Annotated in this window: 23 protein-coding genes and 1 tRNA gene; 9 read left to right on the top strand and 15 right to left on the bottom strand. The window is 75.6% G+C overall.

Annotated features, from left to right (window positions below; genetic code table 11):
• Nucleotides 1-49: 49 nt before the first annotated feature.
• Complete coding sequence (locus FHN55_RS04275) at nucleotides 50-1264, bottom strand: hypothetical protein (protein WP_139711019.1); 1215 nt, start codon at nucleotides 1262-1264, stop codon at nucleotides 50-52.
• Between the two features lie 109 nt (nucleotides 1265-1373).
• Between FHN55_RS04275 and FHN55_RS04270 the strand changes: the two genes are divergently transcribed.
• Together FHN55_RS04270 and FHN55_RS04265 are read left to right on the top strand one after the other, a co-directional pair.
• On the top strand, nucleotides 1374-1895 hold the full coding sequence (locus tag FHN55_RS04270) for a peptidylprolyl isomerase (RefSeq protein ID WP_139711018.1): 522 nt from the start codon (nucleotides 1374-1376) through the stop codon (nucleotides 1893-1895).
• Between the two features lie 19 nt (nucleotides 1896-1914).
• Complete coding sequence (locus tag FHN55_RS04265; protein ID WP_139711017.1) at nucleotides 1915-2775, top strand: rhomboid family intramembrane serine protease; 861 nt, start codon at nucleotides 1915-1917, stop codon at nucleotides 2773-2775.
• 34 nt (nucleotides 2776-2809) lie between these two features.
• Here the strand turns inward: FHN55_RS04265 and FHN55_RS04260 are convergent, their stop codons facing one another.
• Entirely contained in the window at nucleotides 2810-3058 is a 249-nt protein-coding gene (locus FHN55_RS04260) for a cell division protein CrgA (RefSeq protein WP_139711016.1), read from the bottom strand.
• A gap of 68 nt (nucleotides 3059-3126) precedes the next feature.
• On the opposite strand from FHN55_RS04260, the gene FHN55_RS04255 reads away from it, so the two are divergent.
• Nucleotides 3127-3930 carry a DUF881 domain-containing protein gene (locus FHN55_RS04255; RefSeq protein WP_180357633.1) on the top strand — a complete coding sequence of 268 codons (804 nt, stop codon included), beginning with the start codon at nucleotides 3127-3129 and terminating at the stop codon, nucleotides 3928-3930.
• Complete coding sequence (locus tag FHN55_RS04250; RefSeq protein ID WP_139711015.1) at nucleotides 3927-4592, top strand: aminodeoxychorismate/anthranilate synthase component II; 666 nt, start codon at nucleotides 3927-3929, stop codon at nucleotides 4590-4592. Before FHN55_RS04255 ends, FHN55_RS04250 begins: the two co-directional genes overlap by 4 nt.
• A gap of 26 nt (nucleotides 4593-4618) precedes the next feature.
• Here FHN55_RS04250 and pknB read toward each other — a convergent pair whose 3' ends face one another.
• The 7 genes from pknB to FHN55_RS04215 are packed head-to-tail and all read right to left on the bottom strand — an operon-like array spanning nucleotide 4619 to nucleotide 13692.
• A complete protein-coding gene (pknB, locus tag FHN55_RS04245) occupies nucleotides 4619-6562 on the bottom strand; it encodes a Stk1 family PASTA domain-containing Ser/Thr kinase (RefSeq protein ID WP_139711014.1) in 1944 nt (647 codons plus the stop codon).
• Nucleotides 6559-8133, bottom strand: a complete 1575-nt coding sequence (locus FHN55_RS23200; protein WP_218974341.1) for a serine/threonine-protein kinase — start codon at nucleotides 8131-8133, stop codon at nucleotides 6559-6561. The genes pknB and FHN55_RS23200 overlap by 4 nt, the downstream gene beginning before the upstream one ends.
• Complete coding sequence (locus FHN55_RS04235; protein ID WP_139711013.1) at nucleotides 8133-9620, bottom strand: penicillin-binding protein 2; 1488 nt, start codon at nucleotides 9618-9620, stop codon at nucleotides 8133-8135. Before FHN55_RS04235 ends, FHN55_RS23200 begins: the two co-directional genes overlap by 1 nt.
• Nucleotides 9617-10990: an FtsW/RodA/SpoVE family cell cycle protein gene (locus tag FHN55_RS04230; protein WP_257570686.1), complete on the bottom strand. Its 1374-nt coding sequence runs from the start codon at nucleotides 10988-10990 to the stop codon at nucleotides 9617-9619. Before FHN55_RS04230 ends, FHN55_RS04235 begins: the two co-directional genes overlap by 4 nt.
• Complete coding sequence (locus tag FHN55_RS24065) at nucleotides 10987-12420, bottom strand: PP2C family serine/threonine-protein phosphatase (protein WP_139711012.1); 1434 nt, start codon at nucleotides 12418-12420, stop codon at nucleotides 10987-10989. The genes FHN55_RS04230 and FHN55_RS24065 overlap by 4 nt, the downstream gene beginning before the upstream one ends.
• Entirely contained in the window at nucleotides 12417-12956 is a 540-nt protein-coding gene (locus tag FHN55_RS04220; protein ID WP_139711011.1) for an FHA domain-containing protein, read from the bottom strand. The genes FHN55_RS24065 and FHN55_RS04220 overlap by 4 nt, the downstream gene beginning before the upstream one ends.
• A 4-nt stretch (nucleotides 12957-12960) precedes the next feature.
• Nucleotides 12961-13692 (bottom strand): DUF3662 and FHA domain-containing protein, encoded by a 732-nt coding sequence (locus FHN55_RS04215; RefSeq protein WP_139711010.1) that lies wholly within the window; start codon nucleotides 13690-13692, stop codon nucleotides 12961-12963.
• A 153-nt stretch (nucleotides 13693-13845) separates the two neighbouring features.
• Here FHN55_RS04215 and FHN55_RS04210 point away from each other — a divergent pair.
• From FHN55_RS04210 to FHN55_RS04190, 5 genes are all read left to right on the top strand, one after another.
• A tRNA-Leu gene (locus FHN55_RS04210) sits at nucleotides 13846-13929 on the top strand.
• A 118-nt stretch (nucleotides 13930-14047) separates the two neighbouring features.
• Entirely contained in the window at nucleotides 14048-15073 is a 1026-nt protein-coding gene (locus FHN55_RS04205) for a 3-oxoacyl-ACP synthase III (RefSeq protein WP_139711009.1), read from the top strand.
• A complete protein-coding gene (locus FHN55_RS04200) occupies nucleotides 15070-17802 on the top strand; it encodes an alpha/beta fold hydrolase (RefSeq protein WP_218974340.1) in 2733 nt (910 codons plus the stop codon). Before FHN55_RS04205 ends, FHN55_RS04200 begins: the two co-directional genes overlap by 4 nt.
• Entirely contained in the window at nucleotides 17799-18803 is a 1005-nt protein-coding gene (locus FHN55_RS04195) for an NAD(P)-dependent oxidoreductase (protein WP_139711008.1), read from the top strand. Before FHN55_RS04200 ends, FHN55_RS04195 begins: the two co-directional genes overlap by 4 nt.
• 40 nt (nucleotides 18804-18843) lie before the next feature.
• Entirely contained in the window at nucleotides 18844-19974 is a 1131-nt protein-coding gene (locus FHN55_RS04190; RefSeq protein ID WP_139711007.1) for a glutathione-independent formaldehyde dehydrogenase, read from the top strand.
• Between the two features lie 47 nt (nucleotides 19975-20021).
• Here the strand turns inward: FHN55_RS04190 and mnhG are convergent, their stop codons facing one another.
• From mnhG to FHN55_RS04160, 6 genes are read right to left on the bottom strand one after another with little or no spacing between them, the layout of a single operon-like run.
• Nucleotides 20022-20423, bottom strand: a complete 402-nt coding sequence (gene mnhG, locus FHN55_RS04185; RefSeq protein WP_139711006.1) for a monovalent cation/H(+) antiporter subunit G — start codon at nucleotides 20421-20423, stop codon at nucleotides 20022-20024.
• Nucleotides 20420-20725 (bottom strand): monovalent cation/H+ antiporter complex subunit F, encoded by a 306-nt coding sequence (locus tag FHN55_RS04180; RefSeq protein ID WP_180357632.1) that lies wholly within the window; start codon nucleotides 20723-20725, stop codon nucleotides 20420-20422. Before FHN55_RS04180 ends, mnhG begins: the two co-directional genes overlap by 4 nt.
• Nucleotides 20726-20733: 8 nt before the next feature.
• Nucleotides 20734-21363: a Na+/H+ antiporter subunit E gene (locus FHN55_RS04175; RefSeq protein WP_139711004.1), complete on the bottom strand. Its 630-nt coding sequence runs from the start codon at nucleotides 21361-21363 to the stop codon at nucleotides 20734-20736.
• On the bottom strand, nucleotides 21360-22946 hold the full coding sequence (locus FHN55_RS04170) for a Na+/H+ antiporter subunit D (protein ID WP_139711003.1): 1587 nt from the start codon (nucleotides 22944-22946) through the stop codon (nucleotides 21360-21362). The genes FHN55_RS04175 and FHN55_RS04170 overlap by 4 nt, the downstream gene beginning before the upstream one ends.
• Entirely contained in the window at nucleotides 22946-23500 is a 555-nt protein-coding gene (locus FHN55_RS23195; RefSeq protein WP_218974339.1) for an NADH-quinone oxidoreductase subunit K, read from the bottom strand. The genes FHN55_RS04170 and FHN55_RS23195 overlap by 1 nt, the downstream gene beginning before the upstream one ends.
• The gene (locus FHN55_RS04160; RefSeq protein WP_180357631.1) at nucleotides 23497-26673 is read right to left on the bottom strand and encodes a Na+/H+ antiporter subunit A; all 3177 of its coding nucleotides are present in this window, start codon (nucleotides 26671-26673) and stop codon (nucleotides 23497-23499) included. Before FHN55_RS04160 ends, FHN55_RS23195 begins: the two co-directional genes overlap by 4 nt.
• Between the last annotated feature and the right edge of the window lie 98 nt (nucleotides 26674-26771).

Here is a 26771-nt window from a genome sequence, read left to right as displayed (position 1 = left end):
CGAAGGCCGGTCACCTCCTCGGGTGACCGGCCTTCGTGCTGTCGTCGGCTCAGGAGCCGGACGGCCCCGGCTTGGGCTTCGGCTTGGGCTTGCTCGTCGCGGTCGACGACGGCGCGTCGGGGGTGTCCGAGCTCTTCGTCGCATCACCCAGCACGGAGTCCGCAGCACCGGCCGTGGTCGCGCTGGTGGTCAGCGTCGGCGGGGCGGTCTCGGCCTTCGCGGTGGACGAGGACGACGACGAGGACGACGACGTGGCGTCCTTGGCCTTGTCCGCGACCTTCTCGACCGTCTCCTGGACCTTGCCCGCGGCCTTGTCCACCACGGACTCGGCCTTGGAGGCGGCCTCCTGGCCCTTCGCCGAGCCGTCAGCGGCAGGGGTGTCGACGTCGGAGGAGGTGCTCGCCGCGCTGCCACCACCGAGGGTGGCGCCCGCGCCGCCGGAGGTGCCCGGCGTCGAGGACGACAGGCGGCTGTGGTCGGCCGGAGCGGTGCTGACGCCCGTGCCCGGCGCGGTCGCCGGGACCCACGGGTCCACCACGGCCTGCTGGCGCGACTTCCACACGGCCCAACCGGCCGCGCCGGCGGCTCCGGCGACGGTCGTGAAGAGCAGGAAGCGGCGGGTCCGGCGGCGCCGTGCCGCCTTCTTCGCGGCCTTCGCGCTGATGAGCGGGCTGCCGCTCACCTTCTTGAGGCCGGTCGTGGTGCTCGTGGCGGCGGCGTCGGTGGCCTCGCCCGCCTTCGCCGCGGCGGCAGCGGCCGCCGCGCTCACCGCGGCGACGGCACGGGGCAGCCAGTCGTCCACGATCGTGTCGCGGGCGTGGTCGACGCGGGGCACCAGCGACTCCGCGGCGTGCTCCACCTTGGGCGCCGCAGCGCGGATGCTGCGGTCCTTGGCGTCCACGACCAGCGGCAGGGCCTTGGCGTAGGCCTCCCCCACGCGCGGCTGGGCCCACTCACGAGCCTGACCGGCGTAGCCGACAGCAGCGTCCTTGGCGTGCGAGGCGGCCGGACCGGCCTGCTTCTTCCACTCCTCGGCGCTCTTCGCGATGCGCTGCGCGCTGCTCAGAGCCCCCGCCTGCAGGGCCGCGCCCGACGCCGCCACGGTGTGGCCGGCGCCCTTGGCGGTGCTCTTGACCTGCGCGAGCTCGCCAGCGACCTGCGCGGCGCGCTTCTCCGCCTTGCCTGCGAGCGTCGCCCCGGCCGCCTTGGTGGCGTGGCTGACCGCCGCGGCGGTCCGCTCCGCTCGGTTCTTGCTCCCGAACACGCGTCCTCCTCCCGGGCCCGGCTCCCGGACCGTCGGCGCCCATCCTGCCGGGAGGGGCTCCGCCTCGCCCAGCGAGGGGGCGAGATCGCAGGGTGCGAGGATGGTGGGCATGGAGGCGACGCTGCACACGAACCACGGGGACGTCCGCGTGGTGCTGTTCCCCGACCACGCTCCGAAGACGGTGGCCAACTTCACCGGTCTGGCGACCGGTGAGAAGGAGTGGACCGACCCGCAGACCGGTGCCAAGCGCACCGACAGGTTCTTCGACGGGCTCACCTTCCACCGCGTGATCCCGGGCTTCATGGTCCAGGGCGGTGACCCGGTCGGGAACGGCACGGGCGGTCCGGGCTACACCTTCGACGACGAGATCCACCCCGAGCTCACGTTCACCAAGCCGTACCTGCTCGCCATGGCCAACGCCGGCAAGCGCGGCGGCCAGGGCACCAACGGCTCGCAGTTCTTCATCACGGTGGCACCGACCACGTGGCTGCAGGGCAAGCACACGATCTTCGGCGAGGTCGCCGACGAGGAGAGCAAGAAGGTCGTCGACGCCATCGCCGGTGTGCGCACCGGCGCCATGGACCGCCCGGTGGAGCCGGTGGTCCTGGAGTCCGTCGAGATCACCGAGTGACCCGCGGGGTGCTGGAGCCGTGACCGAGCCTGCCTGGGGGCCCCAGGCCCCCGGGCAGGACCCCGTCTGCCCCCGCCACCCCGACCGGGTCTCCTACGTCCGCTGCCAGCGCTGCGAGCGGCCGACCTGCCCGGAGTGCCAGCGCCCCGCGGCGGTGGGCTTCCAGTGCGTGGACTGCGTGCGGGAGGGGGCGAGGGGCGTCCGCGAGGCCAGGACCGCCTTCGGCGCGACGCTGCGCCGCGGCCGCCCCGTCGTGACGCTGACCGTCATCGCCATCTGCGTCGCGGTCTACCTCCTGCAGGCGACGGTCGCGCCGGGCATCACCTACGACTTCGGCTTCGCGCCCGTCGCCGCGGGTGCCGAGCCCTGGAGGTTCCTCACCGCGGCCTTCCTGCACGGCGGGGTCATCCACATCGCCTTCAACATGTACGCGCTGTGGCTGTTCGGCTCCTACCTGGAGCGGCAGTTCGGCAGGGCGCGCTTCGCCGCGCTGTACCTCGTCTCGGCGTTCGGCGGGTCGGTCGGCACGCTGCTGCTGGCGAGCCCGGACAGCCGGGGGTGGGCGACGATCTCCGTCGGCGCCTCGGGCGCCGTCTTCGGCCTCTTCGGCGCCCTCGTGCTGGTTCAGCGCAAGCTCAACCAGCAGTTCGGCCAGGTCGTGGTGCTCATCGTCATCAACGGCGCCATCGGCTTCCTGGTCCCGGGCATCGCCTGGCAGGCGCACCTGGGCGGCCTGGTCACCGGCCTCGCGCTGGGGGCCGTCTACGCGTACGCGCCGCAGCGCACGCGCACGCCGGTGCAGGTGGTGGGCGCCGTCGCCGTCGCCGTGGTGCTCCTGGTGGCCGCCGTCGCGCGGATGGCGGCCACCGGGCTCCTGTGAGGCTGTGCGGGCCCCGGCCCGTCAGCCCGGCCCGTCAGCGCCAGCGGGTGGTCATCGCGAAGCCGACCAGCACCACGCCGAAGCCCACCGCCAGGTTCCACGCGCCCAGCTGCGGGACCGGGTAGGTCGCGCTGCTGAGGTAGTAGACGACGATCCACACCAACCCGACCACCATCAGGGCGAGCATGACGGGAACCCACCAGCGGGGGCTCGGGCGGGGGCCGGCGCTCTTCTCGCGCGGGGCTGTCCACGCGCGACGGCGACGTATCCTCGACTCGGGCACCGGTCCTCCTCCAGCAGGGCTGTCAGGGCCCGAGGGTAGTCGCCCGGACCGGGCGGGGAGGGCGAGCCGTGACGGACGCAGCGACGAGCGCCCCGCCGGCCGCACCGGACCCCGCCGAACCCCCGGACACCGCGCGCCGGCGGTGGCAGCGGCCGGGCCTCAGCGGCCTCGCCGTCGTCGTCGTCCTCGTGCTCGCGGGGGGCCTGTTCGCCACGTCGGCGCGCACCGCCGACGGGACCGACCTGCGGGCCAGCACCAGCGACCTGCGCAGCCAGGTGGTGGCGCGGGAGCGCGACGTGGCCCGTGACGACCGGCGCCTGGCGCAGCTGCAGGAGGAGGTCACCCGGTTGGGCCGCCAGGTCGACGACCCGGCAGCCCAGCGGCTGCAGGCCGAGGCGGGCGCCCTGGCCGGCGCCGCCGGTCTCGACCCGGTGGACGGGCCCGGCCTGGTCATCACGCTCGACGACGCCCCGCGCGCCGCGGACACCGCTGCGGCGGCGGGCGCCACCGGGGTCAGCGCGGACGTCTTCATCGTCCACCAGCAGGACCTGCAGGCCGTGGTCAACGCCCTGTGGGCCGGCGGGGCCACGGCGGTGGGACTGCAGGACCAGCGGATCATCTCGACCTCGGCGGTGCGCTGCGTGGGCAACGTGCTGCGCCTGCAGGGGCGCCTGTACGCCCCGCCGTACACCGTGCGGGCAGTGGGGGACCCTGAGGCCCTCCGAGCCGCCGTGGACGCCTCACCGGCCGTGAGGGCCTACCTCTCCGACGCCGCGCGGGTGGGGCTCGGCTGGCAGCTGAGCCAGGAGGACGTCAGCGTGCCCGGCTGGGACGGGTCCCTGCAGCTGGCCCACGCTACGGTTCCCCGATGAGCTCCACCGGCCGCCGCGTGCTCGTCGTCGACAACTACGACAGCTTCGTCTGGACCATCGTGGGCTACCTCGAGCAGCTCGGCGCCGACTGCCGGGTGCTGCGCAACGACGACGCCGCGCTGGAGCGCGACGACGTGCTCGACGGCGTGGACGGCGTGCTGCTGTCCCCGGGGCCGGGCGCCCCGAAGGAGGCCGGGGCCAGCCCCGACCTCGTGCGGCGCTGCGCGGAGTCCGCCACCCCGATGCTGGGCGTCTGCCTGGGTCACCAGGCCCTCGGCGAGGTCTACGGGGCCACCGTCACGCACGCTGAGGAGCTGCTGCACGGCAAGACCAGCGAGGTCGTCCACGACGGCCAGGGCGTGCTCCACGGGCTCCCGGAGCCCTTCACCGCCACGCGGTACCACTCCCTGGCCGTGGTCTCCGAGACCGTCCCGGACGAGCTGGTGGTCACCGGGCGCACCACCGGGGGCGTGGTGATGGCCCTGCAGCACCGCGACCTCCCGCTGTACGGCGTGCAGTTCCACCCGGAGTCGGTGCTCACGCAGGGCGGCCACCGCCTCCTCGCCAACTGGCTCGAGGTGTGCGGCGACGACGCCGCCGTGGACCGCTCCGCGGGCATGGCGCCCCTGGTGCGCGGCGAGCAGCAGCCCCGCTCCGCCTGAGCAGGGCCCGGGCGGATCCGTCCGGCTCAGTCGTCTCGCGGGCTCCGCGACGGCTCGCCCTCCGCAGGCTCCTCGGGGGCCAGTGACGTGCCCTGCGTGGGCGTCGTGCTGGGCGTCTGGCTCGCCGACGGGCTCTGGCTGGGGCTCTGCTCGCCCTCGGCGCCGTCGGTCGGCTGGCCGGTCGGTGCGTCGGTGGCCGTCTCCGTGGGTGAGGCGGTGGCCGTGGGGCCCCCCGAGACGACGAGCTGGACGACGCTGCCGACGGCGACGCTGCCGCTCTCCGGCGTCTGCGAGACGACGCTCCCCGGAGGCTGGTCGCTCGGCTGCTCGGTGAGGGAGGGCACGAGCCCGAGCTCCGTGAGGGCCGCCACGGCGTCCTCCTGGCTCTTGCCGACGACGCTCGTGACCTCGACCTTGCCGCTGGCCACGACGAGCTCCACCGTCGCGCCGGGCTCGAGGGACGTGCCCGCGGGGGGGTTCGTCGAGATGACCGTCCCGGCGCGCAGCTGCGGGGCGTCCTGCGGCGACACCGTGCCCAGCACGAGCCCCTGCTGGTCCAGCCTCGCCGCAGCCTGCTCCTGGGTCTGACCGACGACGTCGGGGACCTGGACGGCGGCCGGTCCGCTGGAGAGCACCAGCGCCACGGCGGACTTCGCCTCCACCTGCTGGCCGGCCTCCGGGTCGGAGTCGATGACGGTGCCGGCGGCGGCGGGGTCCGCGCGCTCGGTGGTGCCGCTGACGCTGAGACCCTCCGCCCGCAGCCGCGCCTCGGCGGACTGCTGGGTCTCGCCCACGACCACCGGCACGGTGACCATGCTCGACTCCTGGTAGGCGCGCCAGGTCAGCCACCCGACGAGCCCCAGCACCACGAGCAGCAGCAGCACGAGCAGGGTCATGAAGACCCGGCTGCCCCGGCGCGGCTCCGGCTGGGCGGCGAACTGCCCCGTGACGGGGGCGTCCACCGCGTCCACCTGGCCGGTCGCGAGCGTTCGGGCGCGGCGGCTGACGAACCCGCCCGCTGCCACGGCGCGGGTGGCCTCGGTGGTGGTCGGCAGGTGCTGGGTGGCCGCGGCGTGGGCGACGGCCACCGTCGGCGCCATGACCGGGTGCCCGGCCTCGGCGGCGAGCAGGTCCTCGCGGAACTCGTCGGCGTCGGCGTACCTGTCGTCGCGCTGCTTGGACAGCGCCTTGAGCACCACCTGGTCGAGCTCGTCGTCGACGGCGCGGTTGTACTGGCTCGGCGGTGCGGGCAGCTCGCCGACGTGCTGGTAGGCCACCGCGACGGGGGAGTCGCCGATGAAGGGCGGGCGGCCGGTGAGCAGCTCGTAGAGCAGGCAGCCCGTGGAGTACAGGTCGGTGCGGGCGTCGACCACCTCCCCGCGGGCCTGCTCGGGGGAGAGGTACTGGGCGGTGCCGATGACGGCGGAGGTCTGGGTCATGGTGGCCGAGGAGTCGGCGACGGCGCGGGCGATGCCGAAGTCCATGACCTTGATGGCGCCGGAGGGCGTGACCATGACGTTGGCGGGCTTGACGTCGCGGTGGACGATGCCGGCGTCGTGGGCGGCCTGCAGGGCGGTGAGGACCCCGGCGGTGATCTCCACGGCGCGCTGGGTGCCCAGGCCGGCGCCGCCTGCGTCGTCGAGGAGGTCGCGCACGGTGCGGCCCTCGACGTACTCCATGACGATGTACGGCGTGCGGACCTGCGCGCCGCCGGACTCCGTGGAGACGTCCTCGCCGGTGTCGTACACCGAGACGATCGCCGGGTGGTTCAGGCCCGCCGTGGACTGCGCCTCGCGGCGGAAGCGGGCCTGGAACACCGGGTCGCGCGCCATGTCGGAGCGCAGCAGCTTGATGGCGACCCGGCGGCCGAGCCGCTGGTCGCGCCCGGCGTGCACCTCGGCCATGCCGCCGCGCCCCAGCAGCTCGGAGACCTCGTAGCGGTCACCGAGCACGCGGGCGGCTCCGGTCACGCGCCGTCCACCCCCTGCACGGCACCACCGGCGGGAGCACCCGCTCCGGCGGTGCCGCTGGCACCCGGCGTAGCCGCCGAGGCACCCGTGCTGGGCGTGGGGGCCGACGACGACGGCGCCGGTTCGGAGGCGCTGGGGGTCACGGGGTCGGTGGGCTCGGCGCTGGTCTCCGCGTCCGTCGGCGCCGGGCTGGTCTCGGTGTCCGTCGACTCCGACGGCGCGGGGGTGGTGGCGGACTCCGTCTCGGCCTGCGTCTGGCTGCTCCGCTGCGGGGCGGGAGACTCCTCCGTGGTCGAGGTCGGCGTGCTCAGCGACGGGTTCTGCGGCGTCTCGGCGCCGGAGCTGGCGCTGTTGATGTACACCAGCGCCGCCAGGACGACGACGAGGACGGCGAGCAGCCCGAGCAGCGGCACCGTCATGCGGCCCCGCCCGGAGCGCTGGCCCGTCGGCTCCGGCGCGGCCTGCGGGCCGGTGGTCATGCCGGTGCGGGGGTAGGCGCCGGCAGCGGCCGCCCCGGCGCCCGCCGCACCGCCCGCGGCGTAGGCCGCCGCGGCGGCCTGCGCGGACCGCCGGGTGGCGGGCGCGGCCGGTTCGGGCCACGGGACGGTCTCGTCGCCCTGCGAGGGAGGCATGGCGCGGGTGGCGTCGGCCGTGGGCGGCAGCGCGACCGTGGAGGCACCGGCTGCGCCCGCCGCTGCCGCGGCGGAGGAGCCCAGCCCGGCGAACAGCACGCGCTGGGCGCGCGCGTCGTCCCCGTCGGCGACCAGGGAGGCCACCTGGGCCACCACGGCGGCGTCCCGGGGGCGGGCGTGGGGGTCCTTGGCCAGGCAGGCGTCCACCAGGGCCCGCGCGCCGGCGGGCACGGAGGAGGGCAGCGGGGGCGGCGGGTCGTTGACCTGCGCCAGCGCGATGGCCACCTGCGACTCACCCGTGAAGGGACGCTGTCCGGCGAGCATCTCGTGGGCGACCACGCCGAGGGCGTACACGTCGACCGCGGGAGTGAGGTCGCGGCGGCCGGTGGCCTGCTCGGGGGACAGGTACGCCGCGGTACCCATGACCTGGCCCGTGGCCGTCAGGGGCGCCTCGGCGGCGGCCCGCGCGATGCCGAAGTCGGTGACCTTGACCCCGCCGGTGGGCGTCACGAGGAGGTTGCCGGGCTTGACGTCTCGGTGGACGATGCCGGCCTCGTGCGCCGCGGCCAGTCCGGAGGCCGCCGAGGCGATGATGCGCATGGCGCGGCGCGGCTCCACGGAGTGCTGCGTGGCCAGGAGGTCGCTCAGCGGCTCCCCCGGCACCAGCTCCATGACCAGCCAGGCGCTGCCGTCGGACTCGCCGTAGTCGTAGGTGGCGGCGATGGCCGGGTGGGCCAGGCGCGCGCTGTTGCGGGCCTCGGTGCGGAACCGGGCCAGGAAGCCAGCGTCGGTGGCGAGCTCGCTGCGGAGCACCTTGACGGCCACGGTGCGGCCCAGGAGCTCGTCGTGGGCCTCCCAGACCTCCCCCATGCCGCCGGAGGCGATGGGAGTGGTGAGCTGGTACCTGTTGCCCAGCACGGTGCCGGCGTCGACGCGCATCAGCCGTTGCTCCCCGAGCCCTGGGCGGCCTGCGCCGTCAGCGCGGCCTCGATCACGCTCTTGGCGATCGGTGCAGCGACGCTGCCGCCGGAGGCCTCCTGCGCGGCGCTGCCGCCGGACTCCACGAACACCGCCACGGCCACCTGCGGGTCGTTCGCCGGGGCGAAGGCGGTGAACCACGCGTGGGGCGCCGCGCCGGCCTCGTTCTGCGCGGTCCCGGTCTTCCCGGCCACGCTGACGCCGGGGATCTGCGCCCTGCGACCGGTCCCGGACTGCACCACACCCTCCATCATGGCGGTCAGGCTGCTCGCGGTCTGCTCGGACACGGCGCGCCCCCGCTCGGTGGGGCGCGGCGCCTCGAGGACCTCGAGGTCGCGGCCCCGCACCGTGCGCACCAGGTTCGGCTGCATCACCACTCCACCGTTCGCGATCGCCGCGGCGACCATGGCCATCTGCATCGGGGTCGCCTGGACGTCGAACTGGCCGATGCTCGACTGCGCGAGCTGCGGCGGGTTGAGGTCCTGAGACGGGAAGCGGCTCGCTGCGACCCGGGTCGGGATGTCGAAGGACGAGTCGAACCCGAACTTCTCCGCCTGCTCGCGCAGTGCGTCCTGGCCGAGCGCCAGCCCGAGGCTGGCGTAGGCCGTGTTGCACGAGACGCGCAGCGCGTCGGCCAGGGACGTCCTCCCGTCGGTGCCGCACGGCCTGTCGTCGTCGTTGGCCAGGGTCGCCGTGGTCTGCGGCAGCTGGAGCTCCGCGGGACCCTCAAGGACGCTGTCCGCCGTGTACTGCCCGCTCTCCAGCGCTGCGGCGGTCGTGACCAGCTTGAAGGTGGAGCCCGGCGGGTAGCTCTGGGCGGTGGCCTTGCTGACCAGCGGGTCGCCGTCGGCGTCGCTGAGGGCGGCCCGCGCCTGCGCCGCGGCGGCGGTGTCGTGGTCGGCCAGGGCGTTCGGGTCCCAGCCCGGGGAGGAGTACAGCGCCAGCACGTCGCCGGTCGTCGGGTCGAGGGCCACGACGGCGCCCTGCTGGTCCCCCAGCCCGTCGGCGGCGGCCTGCTGGACGGCGTCGCGGATGGTGGTCTCCACCACCGCGCCACCCGGCTGCGTGCCGGTCAGCAGGTCGGAGACGCGCCGGAAGAAGAACTTGTCGGAGTCTCCCGACAGGTAGGCGTCCTCGGCGCGCTCCAGCCCGCTGGCGCCGGACGTCACCGAGTACGTGCCCGTCACCGCCGAGTACAGCTCGCCCTCGGGGTAGGTGCGCTGGTAGCGGTACCTGTCGTCCTTCGGCACCGACTCGGCGATGACGGTGCCGTCCGCCGTGGTGATCGGGCCCCGCTCGCGGCCGAGCTGCTCGTACAGGGTCCGCGAGTTGCGGGGGTCGGCGCGCAGCTGGCCGGCGTCGACGAACTGCACCCAGGTCGCGGCGACCATGAGCGCGGTGAACATCGCGGTGACCACCACGGCGAGGCGGCGCAGAGGGGCGTTCACAGGCGCACCACCTGGGTGGCGGCGGCGCCGGCCTCGTCGGGCACCACGGGCGAGCCCTCGGGCTCGGGGACGGCAGGCGCGGGGCGGCGAGCGGCGTCGGAGATGCGCAGCAGCAGCCCGACGATCATCCAGTTGGCCACCAGGCTCGAGCCGCCGTAGGCCAGGAACGGCATGGTCAGGCCGGTCAGGGGGATGACCCGCAGCACGCCGCCGGCCACGACGAAGCACTGCAGGCCGATGGCGAACGCGAGGCCGCCGGCCAGCAGCTTGCCGAAGCCGTCGCGCGCGGCGACGGCGGTGCGCAGCCCCCGCTCCACGAGCACCAGGTAGAGCACCAGCACGGCCAGCAGCCCCGTGAGCCCGAGCTCCTCGCCCAGGGTGGCCAGGATGAAGTCGCTCTCGGCGTAGGGCACCGTCTGCGGGCGGCCCTCGCCGATGCCGGTGCCCAGCAGGCCGCCGTTGGCGAAGCCGAACAGGCCCTGCACCAGCTGGAAGCTGCCGCCGTACTCGCGGTCGTAGACGTCGGTGGCGAACGGGTCGAGCCAGGCGGTGACGCGGGCCTGCACGTGGCTGAAGAGGCTCCAGGCGAGCACCGCGCCGCCCACGAACAGCGTCAGGCCGATGGTGATCCAGCTCACGCGCTGCGTGGCCACGTAGAGCATCGCCACGAAGAGCCCGAAGAACAGCAGCGAGGTCCCGAGGTCGCGCTCGAGCACGAGCACCCCCAGGCTCGCGAGCCACGCCACGAGCAGGGGGCCCAGGTCGCGGGGTCGGGGCAGCTGCAGGCCGAGGACCTTCGGGCCCACCAGCGACAGGGTGTCGCGGGCGGTGACGAGGTACCCGGCGAAGAAGACCGTCAGCACGATCTTGGCGAGCTCACCGGGCTGGAAGCCGATCGGGCCGACCCGCACCCAGATCTGCGCGCCGTTGATGTTCACGCCCAGCCCCGGGACCAGCGGCAGGAGCAGCAGCACGAGGCCGGCGACCATGGCCGTGAAGGTGTAGCGCCGCAGCCAGCGGTGGTCGCGCAGCAGGACGACGACGGCGGTGGCCAGCACCAGCCCCACCGCCGACCACGCGAGCTGGCGCTCGGCGAAGGCCGTCTCGTCGGCCACGTCCAGGCGGTGGATCAGGGCCAGGCCCAGCCCGTTGAGGAGCATGGCGACCGGCAGGAGCAGCGGGTCGGCGTAGCGGGCGCGCCAGCGCACGGCCAGGTGGAGGACCAGGGCGAGCGCGCCCAGGCCACCGCCGTAGCTGAGGAGGTCCGCCGGCCAGGCGCCCTCGGTGGCGACGCCGACCAGCCCGTAGGCGGCCATCGCCAGGCCGACCGCGACCGCGGTCAGCCCGAGCTCGACCCAGCGCGCCCTCACGGGGCGGCCGCCGTGGTGGGAGCGGTGGGAGGTGCCACCGAGGTGCCGGTCGGGGAGGCCGCCGGGACGTCGGTCGGGGAGGCGCTCGGGGCCGCCGAGGGGGCAGCGGCGTCCTCGGCGCGCGACACCTCGCGCAGGCGCGTCACGATCTGCTCGGCGTCCGGGAGGCTGTCGGCGGGCATGCCCGAGGCGACCTGGTCGCGGAAGGCGGCCGGCAGGTCGGCGATGCGCACGTCGGTGACGTCCACCAGCCGCGACAGGTGCACGGGGCCGACGTCCTGGGACAGGCCGCGGTAGATGGCCACGGCGCCGCCGTCGTCGGCGACGAAGTACTGGCGCCCCAGCCACGCCGACCCGGCCAGGGCGCCACCCCCGAGCACGAGGGCCACGACGAGGACCACGAGGACCCGCTGCCCCCAGCGCACCCGGGAGGGTCTGGGAGGAGGCTCGTCGGTGCGGTCCCCGGGCGCGGGGCCCGGTGGTCCCGTCTCCGACTCCTCCCGGACGCCGCCCGGGGCGGAGGACCGGCCGCCCGCTGCCGCCGGTGCCGACGCCGTGAGGGGAGCCGCGGCGACGCCGCCGCGGCCCAGCACGGCCGCGCGCATGGCGGGGCTGGTGGGGATCCTGACGGCGCGCTCGGCGGGGTCCGGCCGCTCGCCTGCCGCGCCCACGACCTGCCGGACGGTCGCCGGGGGCCCGCCCTGCTCGACCTCGACGACGTCGGCCACGACGCAGGTGACGTTGTCGGGCGCGCCGGCGCGCAGCGCCAGCTCCACGAGGGTCTCGGCGCACCGGCCCACGTCCGGGACCCCGGCGAGGGTGCGCTCGACGGTCTCGTCGGAGACGACCCGCGGGAGCCCGTCGGAGCACAGCAGCCAGCGGTCGCCGACGTGCGCCTCCTGCACGGACAGGTCGGGCTCGGGCGAGGACTGCACGTCGCCGAGGACCCGCAGGATGACGTTGCGCTGCGGGTGGTGCTCGGCCTCCTCGGCGGTGATGCGGCCCTCGTCCACCAGGCGCTGCACGAACGTGTGGTCTCGCGTGACCTGCGTGAGCGCGCCGTCGCGGAGCAGGTAGGCGCGCGAGTCGCCCAGGTGCGCCAGCACCAGGCGCTCCCCGGCGCGCAGGAGCGCGGTGACGGTGGTGCCCATGCCCGCCAGGGCGGGCTCGGCGGCCACGCGGCGCAGCAGCGCCTCCTGCGCGCGCGCGACGGCGTCGGCGAGGCGCTGGGGGGCCTCGGCGCCGTGGGCCTCGTCGTCGAGGCCCATGAGCTCGGCCACGGCGGTGGCGGAGGCGACGTCGCCCCCGGCGTGACCGCCCATGCCGTCGGCGACGACGACGAAGCGCGCACCCGCGAAGCCGGAGTCCTGGTTGCTGGCGCGCACCAGGCCGACGTCGGAGCGGGCGGCCGCCCGCAGTGCCAGGGTCATGCGCGCAGCTCCAGGGTGGTGCGGCCGATGCGCACCACGCTGCCGGCGCCCACCGGCACCGCCCCGCGCACGGGCGCGGCGGCGGGGCCGGCCCCCAGGCTGGTCCCGTTGGTGGAGCCGAGGTCCTCCAGGACCCAGCCGCCCGGGGCGCTGCTCGAGGGGGTCAGGCGGGCGTGGTGGCCGGAGGCGTAGTCGTCGCCGAGGACGAGGGTGCAGTCGTCGGCGCGCCCGAGCACCACGGGCGCGCCGTCCAGCTCGAGCCGGGTGCCGGAGCGCGGTCCTTCGACGACCACGAGCAGGCGGGCGCGCGGGGCCGCGGGGGCCGGAGCGGGGCGGGGGGCGGCCGGCGGGACCGGTGCCGGGGCGGGCGCCGGTGCGGAGGGAGCGGGAGCCGCAGCCGCCGGTGCGGGAGCCGCCTCGCGGGGGGCGCGCACCCCGTAGAGGTCACGGCGCAGGACGGCGACCACGCCGAGCACGAACAGCCACAGCACCACGAGGAGGCCCAGCTGGAGGACGGTGACGGTGAGCTGGCTCACGGCCTCACCACTCCTCGTCGGTGCCGTCGCCGGCGGAGGAGCCCGAGTGGAAGACCACGGTGGTCCGCCCCAGCTGGATGCGGCTCCCGTCGTGGAGGACCGCGGTGCGGCCGCCGGAGTCGTCGAGGCGCCGCCCGTCGACCACCGTGCCGTTGGTGGACCCCAGGTCGTGCGCGGTGGTCCGGCCACCGCTGCGGACCACCTCGAGGTGGCGCCGCGACGTGCCGGGGTCGTCCACGACGACGTCGCACTCGCTGCCGCGACCGATGACGGTCCGCTCGGAGGCCATCTGGTAGCTGCGGCCGTCGACCTCCAGCACGGGGTGCGCCGGGGTCGCCACCGCCGAGGTGGCCGGGGCGATGCCGCCGCGCACCCGGGCGCTGCGCACCCGGAAGACGCCCGTCGCCAGCTCCTCGTCGCGCTGGAGCCGCACGGACACCGGACCGGAGAAGGAGTAGCGCTGCGCGCGGGCGTGGTCGGTGACGGCGGTGGCCAGCTCAGCGGCCAGCGAGTCCTCCCAGGAGGACAGGCGCTCGTGGTCGGCCGGGCCCAGGTCGATGGTGAAGGCGTTGGGCACCAGCGTGCGGCCCGGGCCGACGACCGCGGAGGTGGTGTCCACCTCCCGGCGCAGGGCGCTGGCCAGCTCGACGGGCTGCACCTCGCTCTTGAAGGCCTTCGCGAAGACGCCGTTCACGACGCGCTCGACGCTGCGCTCGAAGCGGTCGAGCACTCCCACGGCTCCTCCCCTCAGCGTGCGGCAGCCGGTCTGCGGATCGTATCCGCGGTGCCGCCCGGGTGCGGCGTCCTGGCCGTCTCCGCGCGCCGCGGCCCTCCCGGCCGGGGGCGTGGGTGGGCTCCCCGCACGGGCGTGCTAGTTTTCCTGCTGCTCGCGCGAGTGGCGGAATAGGCAGACGCGCACGGTTCAGGTCCGTGTGCCCGAAAGGGCGTGGGGGTTCAACTCCCCCCTCGCGCACCGCGAGCCCAGGGCCCGGTCGCTCCACGGCGACCGGGCCCTCGGTGTCTGCCGCGGGGGGCAGCACACCGCCAGGACCGTTAACCTCGGGGCTCCTGAGCCCTGGAACGAGGTGTGCGTGAACGGCAACACGAGCTGGCGGGCGGCCAACACCGCTCTGCTCTCCATCAACGCCATCGAGGCACCGGTCGTGGTCACGTCCGACGAGCTCGACGAGCGCCTCGCGGGGACCATGCAGAGGCTCGGCATCCGCCCCGGCCTGCTGGAGCGGGTCACCGGCATCCGCGAGCGCCGCCTCTACGCCGGCGACGTCACGTGCGGCGAGGCCGCGGCGACGGCGGGGTCCAAGGCCCTGTCCGAGGCGGGGGTCGACGCGTCCGACGTCGGCCTGGTGATCAACACGTCGGTGACGCGCTACCACCTCGAGCCCGCGGTGTCAGCGGTCGTCCACGAGGCGATGGGGCTGCCCACGTCGGCGATGAACTTCGACATCACCAACGCCTGCCTCGGCTTCGTGAACGGGCTGCAGACCGCGTCGGCGATGATCGACGCCGGGCAGGTCCGCTACGCGGTGGTGGTGGGCGCCGAGGACATCAGCCCGATGTTCGACAGGACGCTGGACCGCCTGGCCCACCAGCCGGTGACCCGCCAGGAGTACCTGGACGAGTTCGCCTCCCTCACGCTCGGCTCGGGCGCGGTGGCCGCCGTCCTCGGCCCTGCCGACGCCCACCCCGAGGGGCACCGCATCAAGGGCGGTGTGGCGCGCAGCGGGAGCTCGCACCACGGGCTGTGCGTGGCCAGCGCCGAGCAGATGGTGGCCGACGGCCGCGGTCTGCTCGAGCACGGCGTCGCCCTGGTCGGCGAGGCGTTCGACGCCGCTGACGAGGAGTGGGGCTGGAGCAGCGGGGTCGCCCGCTACGTCTTCCACCAGGTCTCCAAGATCCACATGGCGGCGCTCGTGGAGCGCACCGGCGTCCCGTGGTCGAAGGTGCCCGAGAGCTACCCCGTGCTCGGCAACGTCGGTCCCGCGTCCCTGCCCATGACGCTGGCGCGCGAGGTCGACTCCCTCGAGCCGGGTGACCGGGTGCTGTGCCTGGGCGTGGGCTCGGGCCTGAACTCGGCCTTCTGCGAGATCGTCTGGTGACCCGCGCCCCCGCGGCGCTCCCCCCGGCCGGCCTGCCCGGCCTGGATCCGGCCTGGTCGCGCCTGGTCGCCTTCACCGACGCCGACGGCGTCCACCGCACGGTCCACCTGCTCGACGGTGCCGACGCGGTGCGCGAGGCGACCGGCCGCGACCCGGTGGGGGTCCTCCTCGCGGTGCACGGCAACCCCACCTGGTCCTACCTGTGGCGGACGCTGCTGCCGCGGGCCGCTGCTGCCGGGTGGCGCCTCGTGGCCCCCGACCAGCTCGACATGGGCTTCTCCGAGCGCACCGGCACCCGCCGCCGCCTCGCGCGGCGCATCGACGACCTGGGCCGCCTCACCGACGCCCTCGGCGTCACGGGGGCCGGTGGCTCCGGGACCCGGGTGGTGACCGTCGGCCACGACTGGGGCGGCGTCGTCTCGTCGGGCTGGGCAGGGCGCCACCGCGACGTCCTCGCCGGCGTGGTGCTCCTCAACACGGCGGTGCACCAGCCCGAGGGCGCGTCGCTGCCGGCGGTCCTCGTCCCGTTCACCACGCACGGCCTCCACACGGCCGGCACCACGACGACCGACGCGTTCCTGCGCGCGACGATGGCCACGGCCCGCCGCCCGCTGGCGCCCGGCGTGGCCGACGCCTACCTGGCGCCGTACCGCGGCGCCGCGCGGCGCGTGGGCGTGGGTGCCTTCGTCGCCGACATCCCGGTGGTTCCCGGCCACCCCAGCGCCGCGACCCTGGACGACGTGGCCGCCGGCTTGTCCGCCATCGGAGCCGGGACGGGCGGCCCCAGGGTCCCCTCGTTGCTCCTCTGGGGTCCTGCCGACCCGGTCTTCCGGCAGCGCTACCTCTCCGACCTGCGGGCGCGCCTGCCGCACGCCGACGTCCAGCGCTTCGAGGGGACCGGCCACCTGCTGGTCGAGGACGTCGAGCCCGACCGCGGCGTCGCCGGCACCGTGGTGCGGTGGCTGCAGCGCCTCGACGCGCCGTCCGCTCCCGCCCCTGACGGCGAGCCCGCCGCCGCTGACCGGGCACCGCTGTGGTCGGCCCTGCGGGACCGCTCCGAGGACGACTCCGTGGCCGTCGCCCAGCTCCGGCCCGGTGCACCCGCCGAGACGCTCACCTGGCGCGAGCTGGCCGCGCGCGTCGACGACCTCGCCGAGGGCCTGGCCGCATCCGGCGTCCGCCACGGCGACCGCGTCGCGCTCCTCGTGCCGCCCGGCCCTGACCTCTCCGCGCTGTTCAGCGCGTGCCTGCGCCTGGGGGCCGTGGTCGTCGTGGCCGACGCCGGCCTGGGCGTCAAGGGGCTCACCCGGGCCGTGGCCAGCGCCGACCCCGCCGTCGTCGTCGGCATCGAGAGGGCCCTCCTGGCCGCCCGCGCGCTGGGCTGGCCCGGGCGCCGCGTCCTCGCCGGCGCCAGCTCGGGCCTGCGGCGACGCGCCCTGGGCCAGGTCGAGCTGCTCGCGGACCTCGAGGCCCGCGGCCGCGCCCTGCGCGCCGCGCCGGACCACGTGCCGCTGCCGGAGCCGGTGCCCTCGGACCAGGGCGCGGTGCTGTTCACCTCCGGGTCCACGGGGCCGGCCAAGGGCGTGGTGCACACGCACGCCACGCTCCAGGCGCTGCGCGACGCTGCCGCGCACACCAGCGGCCTGGGCCGGGGGGACTCCCTCGTGGCGGCGTTCGCCCCGTTCGCCATCCTCGCGCCGCTCCTGGGCGCCACTGCCGCGGTGCCGGAGACCGACGTCACCAAGCCGGACACCCTCACCGCCGGCGCGCTCGCGCGCGCCGTCGCGGCGATCGCCCCTGACGACGCAGCGCCCGCGCCCGTGGTGTTCGCCTCCCCCGCCGCGCTGCGGCGGGTGGTGGCGACCGCGGCGGACGTCGACGACGCCGGCCGCGCAGCCCTGGCCCGCGTCAAGCTGCTGCTGTCCGCCGGGGCGCCCGTGGGCACCGACCTGCTCGCGGCCGCCGGCGAGGTGCTGCCCCGCGCGGAGTGCCGCACCCCCTACGGCATGACCGAGGGGCTGCTGGTCGCGCAGACCAACCTCACCGAGCTGCAGGCCGCCGGTGAGGGCGAGGGCGTGCTGGTCGGCTCACCGCTGCCGGGCACGCGGGTGGCCACGTCGGCCCTCGACGACCGCGGCCGCGCGGTCGGCCCGCTGGTCGAGGGCGCTGACGCGCCCACGGGGGAGATCGTCGTGAGGTCCCCCCTCATGAAGGACCACTACGACCAGCTCTGGGACGTCCAGCGGGAGAGCGTGCGCGGCACCCCCGGTGCTGACGGCGAACCCGGGTGGCACCGCACCGGCGACGTCGGCCACCTCGACGCCGCCGGGCGGATCTGGGTGGAGGGGCGGCTCACCCACGTGCTCACCACGGTCGCCGGTCCCCTCACGCCCGTCGGGGCCGAGCAGCGCGTGCAGCGGCTCCCCGGCATCGCCCGGGCGGCGCTCGTGGGCGTCGGTCCGGCCGGGACGCAGCAGCCCGTCGTCGTCGTCGAGACGACCGGCGAGGCCGGTGCCCCGGTACCGGGCGCCGCGGGCGTGGAGCTCGTCGACGCCGTCCGCGCCGCCGCCGGCACGGCGGTGCCGGTCGCGGCGGTGCTCGTGGTGGCCGAGCTGCCCACCGACGTGCGGCACCGCTCCAAGGTCGACAGGACCCGCGTCGCCGCCTGGGCCGACGGCGTGCTCACCGGCAGCACCAAGGCCGACAGCCCCGTGGAGGTGCCCGCGTGAAGGTGCTCGTGACCGGTGCCAGCGGCCTGCTCGGCGGGACCACCGCTGCGGCCCTCGTGGCGCGCGGCCACGAGGTCACCACCTTCCAGCGCCGGCCCAGCGGGGTCGAGGGGGCCCGCGACGTGCGCGGGGACATGTCGGACCCCGCCGCGGTGCTCCGCGCCTGCGAGGGCGTCGACGCCGTGGTCCACCTCGCCGCCAAGGTCGCGCTGACCGGCCCGGAGGAGGAGTACCGGGCGGTCAACGTGGAGGGCACCCGCGCGCTGCTCGCCGGTGCGCGGGAGGCCGGTGCCACGCGCTTCGTGCAGGTCTCCTCCCCCTCGGTGGCGCACGTCGGCTCCTCCCTGGTGGGCGAGGGGGCCGGCACCGCGGACCCGGAGCACGCCCGCGGGCCCTACGCCCGCACCAAGGCCGCCGCAGAGCTGCTCGCGCTGGCCGCGGACGCCCCCGGCTTCGCCGTGGTCGCGGTGCGTCCCCACATCGTCTGGGGCCCCGGCGACACCCAGCTGGTCGGCCGCGTCGTCGAGCGCGCCCGGGTGGGCCGCATGGTGGTCATCGGTGACGGCACCGCCCTCATCGACACCACGTACATGGACGACGCCGCCGCCGCGATCGTCGCGGCGCTGGACCACGCCGAGGACGACGACGCCCACGGCCGCGCCTTCGTCATCTCCAGCGCCCAGCCCCGCACGGTCGGGGAGCTGCTGGCCAAGATGGCCGTCGCCGGCGGGGCGCCCGTCCCGACCCGCCGCATCCCCACGCGAGCAGCCAGCGCCGCCGGTCACGCCGTCGAGGCGGTCTGGAAGGGCCTGCGCGCCGTCGGGCACCCCCTGGGCGCCGAGGAGCCGCCGCTGACGTCGTTCCTGGCGGAGCAGCTGGGTACGGCGCACTGGTTCGACCAGCGCGAGACGCAGCGGGTGCTGCAGTGGGCCCCGCAGGTCGACCTCGACGAGGGCTTCCGCCGCGTGGCCGCCTGGTACGCCGAGCACGACCCGCGCTGATCCGGGGGTTGTCCTCCGCGGCGACGGGTACGGGTGGTCCATGAAGGCACTCGTCTACAACGGACCGCGCGACGTCACCGTCACGGACGTCCCCGACGCGCGCATCGAGGCGCCGACCGACGTCGTCGTCAGGATCACCTCGACCAACATCTGCGGGTCCGACCTGCACATGTACGAGGGGCGCACCGACGTGGAGCAGGGCAAGACCCTCGGCCACGAGAACATGGGGATCGTCGAGGAGGTCGGTTCCGGAGTCACCCGGCTGAAGAGGGGCGACCGCGTCTCCCTGCCCTTCAACATCGCCTGCGGCCACTGCCGCAACTGCAACCGCGGCAAGACCGCCTTCTGCCTCGAGGTGAACCCCGGGATGGCCGGTGGCGCCTTCGGCTACGCCGACATGGGGCCCTACCAGGGCGGCCAGGCGGAGTACCTGCGGGTGCCGTTCGCCGACTTCAACGCGCTGCGCCTCCCCGGCGGCAGCGAGCACGAGCTCGACTACACGATGCTGTCCGACATCTTCCCCACCGGCTGGCACGGCACCCGCCTGTCGGGCCTGGAGCCCGGCGAGTCCGTCACGATCATGGGCGCCGGCCCGGTGGGCCTCATGGCGGCGCTGTCGGCCCGGATCCAGGGCGCTGACCAGGTCTACGTGGTCGACCAGCACCCCGACCGGCTGCGGCTGGCCGAGCAGGCTGGTGCGACCCCCGTCGACTTCAGCGAGGGCGACCCGGTGGAGCAGGTCATGGAGGCCACCGGCGGCGTCGGCACCGACCGCGGCGTGGAGGCCGTGGGCTGGCAGGCGCACGACCACTCCGGCGAGGAGCACCCCGCCGGCACCCTGGACACCCTCGTGCAGGTGGTGCGGGCCACGGGCGGCATCGGCGTGGTGGGCGTCTTCCCGCCGCAGGACCCGAACGGCCCGGACCCCCTCATGAAGGAGGGGCGGATGGCCTTCCCGTTCGGAGCCTTCTTCACCAAGGGCCTGACCATGGGCACCGGGCAGGCCGACGTGAAGCGCTACAACCGCCAGCTGCGCGACCTCATCACCCAGGGCAAGGCCTCACCCGGGTTCATCGTCAGCCACGAGCTGGACCTGGCCCAGGCCGCTGAGGGCTACCAGCACTTCGACGCCCGCGAGGACGGCTGGACCAAGGTCGTGCTGCACCCCTGATCCCCCACCCGACCGTGATCGTGGTCTGCCGCCTGCGAAGACCACGATCACGAGGAGGGGGTGCGGTCCTCCGGTGGTGACGGGGACGACTCCGGGTGGTCGCCGGCAGCGCACTCCAGCTCGAACACGCGCAGGTCGTCCTGGACGAGCTGGTCGCGGGGCACGACGCCGGATCGGTGCCCCGCGCGGGCGAGCAGGTGGCTGGCCACCGGCGCGGTGACCAGCTGGAACAGTCCCACGAAGAGCAGCGCGACCACGGCGCTCGCATCAGGGACGAGCTGCACCTCGACGCCCGCCAGCACCAGGAGCAGCCCCAGCACCTGGGGCTTGGTCCCCGCGTGCATCCGCATCCACAGGTCGGGGAAGCGCAGCATGCCGACGCCGGCGGCCAGCGCCAGTAGCGACCCCGACAGCAGGAGCACCGCCGACAGCCAGTCCCACGCGCTCACGAGCCGCTCCTGCCCGCCGAGGTGTCGTCGGGGTGCTCCTCGGGCTCGCGGGCGGGGTCCTCGCGGCCCAGGAAGCGCACCACGGCCACCGAGCTGGCGAAGCCGAGCAGGGACAGCGCCAGCAGCACCGGCACGAAGACCGTGGAGCCCCGCCGCGCCACCAGCACGGCGACGCCGCAGAGCAGGATCGCCACGAAGACGTCGGCGGCGGCGGCGCGGTCCAGGGTGGTCGGGCCCTTCACGAGGCGCACCACCACGAGCAGGGCCGCCACCAGCAGGATCCCGAGGGCGGCGTCAGTCACGAGACCCATCAGCTCCTGGCCTCCCTCACGTCGTCAGCGACGGCCACGCCGTCGCGCAGCGCCCCCGGGGCCAGGGCCGCGAGCACCCGCTCCTCCATGCGCCGCACGCTGGCGCGGACGTCGTCGCCGACGGTCTCGGGGTCGCCCGTGACCAGGGCGTGCAGGTACAGCGTGCCGCTCGGGACGTCGATGTCGACCACGAGCGTGCCCGGCACCAGGCTGAGGATCTCGGCGGTGGCCGCGATCATCGCGTCGGACCGGGAGCGCAGCGGTGCCGCGACGATGGCGCTGGCGGGCACGGGCCCGGGACGCACGGCGAACCACGCCACCTGCAGGCTCGAGCGCAGCAGGTCGACCAGCACGTAGCCGGCCAGCCGCACCGAGCCCACCACCGACGGCCTCGGCGCCGGCGGCAGCGTGGGCATGGGGAAGACCGCGACCAGCGCCAGCGCCACCAGCACGCCCCCGACCACCACGAGCGGGCTGACCGAGCCCCACAGCCCGCACCAGAAGACGACCATCCACGTGAGGATGGGCAGCTGGCGCCGGTGGGGGAGCCGTCCCCGCAGGCCGGGGCGGGTCAGTGACGGCTCGTGGCTGCTGCCGGGGGGCCGGGGGGACGCGGCCTGCGCGCTCACGGTGACTTCTCCCCGCTGTCGGTGCCGCCGCTGCCGTCGGCGCCCGCCACGTCCAGACCGCCCACCACCGAGGTGTAGCGGGGGACGTCGAGCGTGTCGTCCGCGGCGCCGTCGGCGAGGGCGAGCAGGGGGCCCGCCACGAAGGTCAGCGCGCTGACCACCACCACCACGCCCGCGGCAGCGGCGACCATCGCCGGAGGGACGCGGTGGGCCCGCGCGGCAGCGGCCTCGGGGCTCACCTCGGGGTCGAGGCGGGTGGCCCGACCCGACCAGAAGGTGGCGGCCCACGCCCGGGAGATGGCGTACAGCGTGAGCAGGCTCGTCACCACACCGGCCACCACCAGCACCCAGGCGGACAGGCCGCCGTCTGCGGCGCCGGCGCGCAGCAGCGCGAGCTTGCCGACGAAGCCGGAGAACGGCGGGATGCCCGCGAGGTTCAGGGCCGGCAGCAGGAAGAGCAGGGCGATGCCGGGGGCCGCGCCCCCGAGACCGCCGAGGCGGCGCAGCGAGGTGGTGCCCGCGGCCCGCTCGACCAGGCCCACCACGAGGAACAGCGCCGTCTGGACGAGGATGTGGTGGACGGCGTAGAAGACCGCGGCCCCCAGCGCCTCCCGGCTGCCCAGCGCGACGCCGAAGAGCATGTAGCCGATGTGGCTGACCAGCGTGAACGACAGCAGCCGCTTGAGGTCGTTCTGGGCGATGGCCCCAAGGATCCCCACCACCATCGTGGCGACGGCCACCACCACCAGCCCGGTGGTCACCGCCGCCGAGGGCACCCCGCCGAAGAGGACGGTCTGGGTGCGGAAGATGGCGTAGACGCCGATCTTGGTGAGCAGGCCCGCGAAGACGGCCGCCACCGGCGCCGCCGCCGTCGGGTAGCTGTCGGGCAGCCACCCCGACAGCGGGAACGCGGCGGCCTTCAGGCCGAAGGCCAGCAGGAGCGCCAGCTGCAGCGCCACGGCCACCGCCAGCGGCAGGCCCGACAGCCGCCCCGGCAGGTCGGCCATCGAGACCGTGCCGGTCGCCGCGTACACGAGGCCGATGGCCGTCAGGAAGAGCAGCGAGGAGACGATCGAGACGACGACGTACGTCATCCCCGCCCGCACGCGAGCCGCGGTGCCGCCCAGGGTCAGCAGGACGTAGCTGCTGACGAGGAGCACCTCGAAGCCCACGTAGAGGTTGAACAGGTCGCCGGCGAGGAAGGCGATGGAGACGCCGGCCGACAGGGTCAGGAACGTGGGGTGGTAGATCGAGACCGGGGTCCGCTCGGTGTCACCGGTGCTGCCCTGCCCGACGGAGAACAGCATCACCGACAGCGTCACCACGGACGAGGTCAGGAGCATGAGCGCCGACAGCCTGTCCGCGACCAGGGAGATCCCGACGCCGGCCGGCCAGGCGCCCAGCACCACCGACTGGGGCCCGTCGGTGGCCGCACCGACCAGGAGCCCCACCGCCGTGGCGGTCACGCCGGACAGCACCGCGACGCTCACCCAGCGCTGCCAGACCGGGTGGCTGCCCAGGACCAGGGTCAGGGCCGCACCGAGCACCGGGAGCAGGACGGCCAGGGGCAGGAGGACGCGCATCAGGGCCTCGCCCCCTCGGCGGCGCCGTCCTCGGAGCTGGGAGCGGGGCGGTTCCCCGCGCCGAGCACCGGGCCGCCGGAGCCGCCCGGCGCGCTCTCGGCGCCCCGGGCGACGGGCGCGCCGTCCGGGCCGTCCACGCTGTCGGCGCTCTCGCTGGCCTCGCCGGGGGGTGCGGCCTCCCCGCGCGAACGGCCCTGCGGGCTGGTGTCGCGCACCACGTCGTCGCCCTTGGTGCCCTCGATGCGACTGGTGCGGTAGGCCATGGCCAGCAGGAACGCGGTGACCGCGAAGGTGATGACGATGGCGGTGAGCACCAGCGCCTGCGGCAGCGGGTCGCTCGACTCGGCGGCGGTCTCGAGGGTGATCTCCCCGTCGGGGTCGAGCACCGGAGCCCGCCCCGCTCGGCCGGCCGCGGCGATGAGCAGCAGGTTCACCCCGTTGCCCGCCACGAGCACCCCGAGCACCACGCGCGTGAGGTGCCGGGACGTGAGCAGGTAGACGCCGGTGGCCACCAGCCCGCCCACGGCGACGGTCAGGACGATCGTGGGGCTCACCGGGCACCAGCCCCCTCGGCACCGGCCTCGACGTCGGCGGCGTCGGTCTCCTCGGCGTCGTCGGCGTCCTCCGCGTCGGCGGTGGCGAGGTCGACCGGAGCGGTGCCGTCGGCCTCGACGCCGGGACCCGGCATCTCGTCGGGCCCGGGCTCGCCGTCGTCGTCGCCGTCCTCCTGGTCGTGGAGGGCGGCGGGGTCGGCCTCGATCTCCTCCTGCTGGGCGTCGATGCCGGCGCCCAGGCTGCGCAGGACGTCGAGCACGGTGCCGACGACCACGAGGTAGACCCCGACGTCGAAGGCGAGGGAGCTGACCAGGTGGACCTCGCCGAGCAGGGGGACCTGGAGGTAGGTGTCGGCGGTCTGCGTGGCCTGGGCCCCGAGGAGCAGCGGCACGCCCGCCGAGGCGGCGGCGATGAGCAGCCCCGAGCCCAGGAGCACGCCGACGTCGACCCGGGCGGCCTCCCCGAGCTCGTAGCGCCCCCCTGCCAGGTAGCGCAGGAACAGCGCGAGCCCGGTGACCAGGCCCGCGGCGAAGCCGCCACCGGGGAGGTTGTGGCCGGCGAAGAGCAGGTACACCGACAGCACGAGCACGGTGCCGAAGACCAGCCTGACGACGATCTCCAGCAGCAGGCTGCGGCGCGCCGGCGCGAGGGTCTTCACCGCGGGCAGCCAGCGGGTGGACGGCGCGGCGTCCGGGCCGGGGGCGAAGTCCTGGGAGGAGCGCCAGGTGGAGGCCACGGTCGTGGCGCCCGACGGCTGCCCCGCCGCTGCCCGGCCACCGCCCGGGCCGGAGCGCAGGCGGGGGGCGCGCCCGGTGCGGTGGCGCAGGAAGACCAGGCTCGCCACACCGGTCGCGGCGACCGTGAGCACGGTGATCTCCCCGAACGTGTCCCAGGCGCGCAGGTCGACCAGGGTCACGTTGACCACGTTCTCGCCGTAGCCGAGCTCGTACGCCAGCCGGGCGAAGTCGACCGAGACCGGGGTGGCCTCGCGGGCGGCCAGCGCCACCGCTGCGAGCAGGGAGGCCACGGCGCCGGCGCCGACGGCCAGCACCGCCCGCACCCACGGCCGCGGTCCGTTCACCAGGCTGTCGGGCGAGGGCTCGAAGGTGGGCGGCAGGCCGCGCAGCACCAGCACGGCGGCCGCCAGCGTGACGCTCTCCACCAGGGCCTGTGTGAGGGCGACGTCGGGGGCGCCGGCCACGACGAAGAGCCCCGCCACGGCGTACCCCGAGACGCCGGCCATCACGAACGCCGCGCGGCGGTTCCTGCTCGCCGCCGCGGAGACCGCCGTGGCGAGGGCCACGACCACCAGAGCGGCCTGCAGCGGCTCGTCCCACCACCGCCAGTCGGTCGGCCACGAGCCGGTGAGTGCGGCGACCACGAGCGCGGTGCCCGGACCGAGCACCAGCACCGCTGCGGCGGTCAGCACGTACTGCGGCAGCGACCCGCGCTGGTAGACCAGCGTGGTGGCCGCGGCGACGGCGTCGATCCACCCGCGGGCGCGGTCCTGCAAGCGTCCGCCGGTGAGCGGGACCAGGGCCGGCACGTCCAGGCGGCGCTGCAGCGCCTCCACGCGGGCGCGGGCGGCGAAGAGCGCCGCGCCCAGCCCCAGGGCGACCGCGGACAGGGCCAGCACGGGCGTGAACCCGTGCCACAGGGCCAGGTGGTACTCCTCCGGCCCGGCCGGGAAGCCGGCGGTGGCCGCGGCCACCACGCCGTCGACCGGGCCCGGGAAGAGCCCCGTGAACAGCCCGCCCCCGGCGGCCACGAGCAGCGGGAGCAGCACCGCCCGGCCCGGTGCGTGGAAGGCGTCGGGGTCGGGAGCGCCCTCGGGCAGCCGGCGGGTGGCGAAGGCTCCCCACACGAAGCGCGCGCTGTAGGCGGCCGTCAGCACGGACCCGACGAGGAGCACCACGAGCACGAAGAGGTCCGCGCCGGCGGAGGCTCCCGGCGGCCAGCCGCCACCGGCCACGAAGCCCTCGAAGGCGGCCTCGTGCGTGATGAAGCCGAGCATCGGCGGGAACCCCGCCATCGACCCGGCGGCGAGCACCGAGGCCACCAGCAGCGCCGGCGCGCGGCGCGCCAGGCCCGAGAGCCGGCGCAGGTCGCGGGTGTGGGCGCCGTGGTCGATCGCGCCGACCACCATGAACAGGCAGGACTTGAACATGGCGTGGGCGAGCAGCAGGCCGGTGCCGGCGATGGCCCCGGTGCGGCCGCCCGCGCCGACCAGCAGCGCGATGAAGCCCAGCTCGCTGACGGTGCCGTGGGCGAGCAGCAGCTTGAGGTCGTGCTGGCGCAATGCGCGCCAGGCCCCGACCACCATGGTCGCTCCACCCAGCACGACGACCGTCCAGCGCCAGGCCGGCACCTCGGTGAACACCGGGCCGAACCTGACGATGAGGTAGACGCCGGCCTTCACCATCGCCGCGGCGTGCAGGTAGGCGCTGATGGGCGTGGGGGCCACCATCGCGCCGGGCAGCCACGCGGTGGTGGGCAGCAGCGCGGACTTGGTGACCGCTCCGGCCAGGAGCAGGAGCGCCGCGGTGGTGGTGGCCGCGCCCGCTGCGGGCGGGTCGGCGAGCAGCCCGCTGATCGAGGTGGTGCCGGTGCTCACGGCGAGGACGACGATGCCGACCAGCATCGCCAGGCCGCCGGCGGTGGTGACGACGAGCGCCTGGCTGGCGGCGTAGCGGGCGGCGCGCGACCTGCCGTCACCGCCGATGAGCAGCCACGACAGCACCGTCGTGAGCTCCCACGCCACGTAGAGCAGCACCAGGTCGTCGGCGAGGACGAGCACGAGCATGACGGCGCAGAAGGCCACCAGCAGGGGGACGGTGCGCTGCCGCGTGCGCGCCTGGGAGTCTCCGGCGAAGTAGCCGGAGGAGTACACGAGCACGAGCGCACCGACGCCCGCCACGACGAGCACCATGATCGCCGAGAGCGGGTCGAGGCGGAGCGCGAGCTCCACGCCGAGGTCCGGGATCCACGGCACCGACTCCCGCACGGAGGAGCCGTCCGACCCGGCCGTGCCGGACGCCCACTGCACCACCAGCCAGGCGAGCACCGCCAGGGGCGCCAGCGCCGTGAGGAGGACCCCCCGAGGACCCCAGCGGCGCACGACGGGCACGGCCAGGGCAGCGGCGGCGCAGTGCGCCGTCAGCAGCAGGATCATGTCCGGCCGACTCTACGGGGAGAGGGGCGTCCCGGCCCACCGTCGCGCCCACCCCACCCGTCTGCCGCGGCGCGCTCCTGCGGCGCCGGCACCTGGCC

It is taken from the genome of Streptomyces sp. NP160, assembly GCF_006335115.1.
Lineage (GTDB): Bacteria > Actinomycetota > Actinomycetes > Actinomycetales > Quadrisphaeraceae > Quadrisphaera.
The sequence above is the reverse complement of the archived record's forward strand: the minus strand, read 5'-3'. Positions and strand labels throughout refer to the sequence as shown.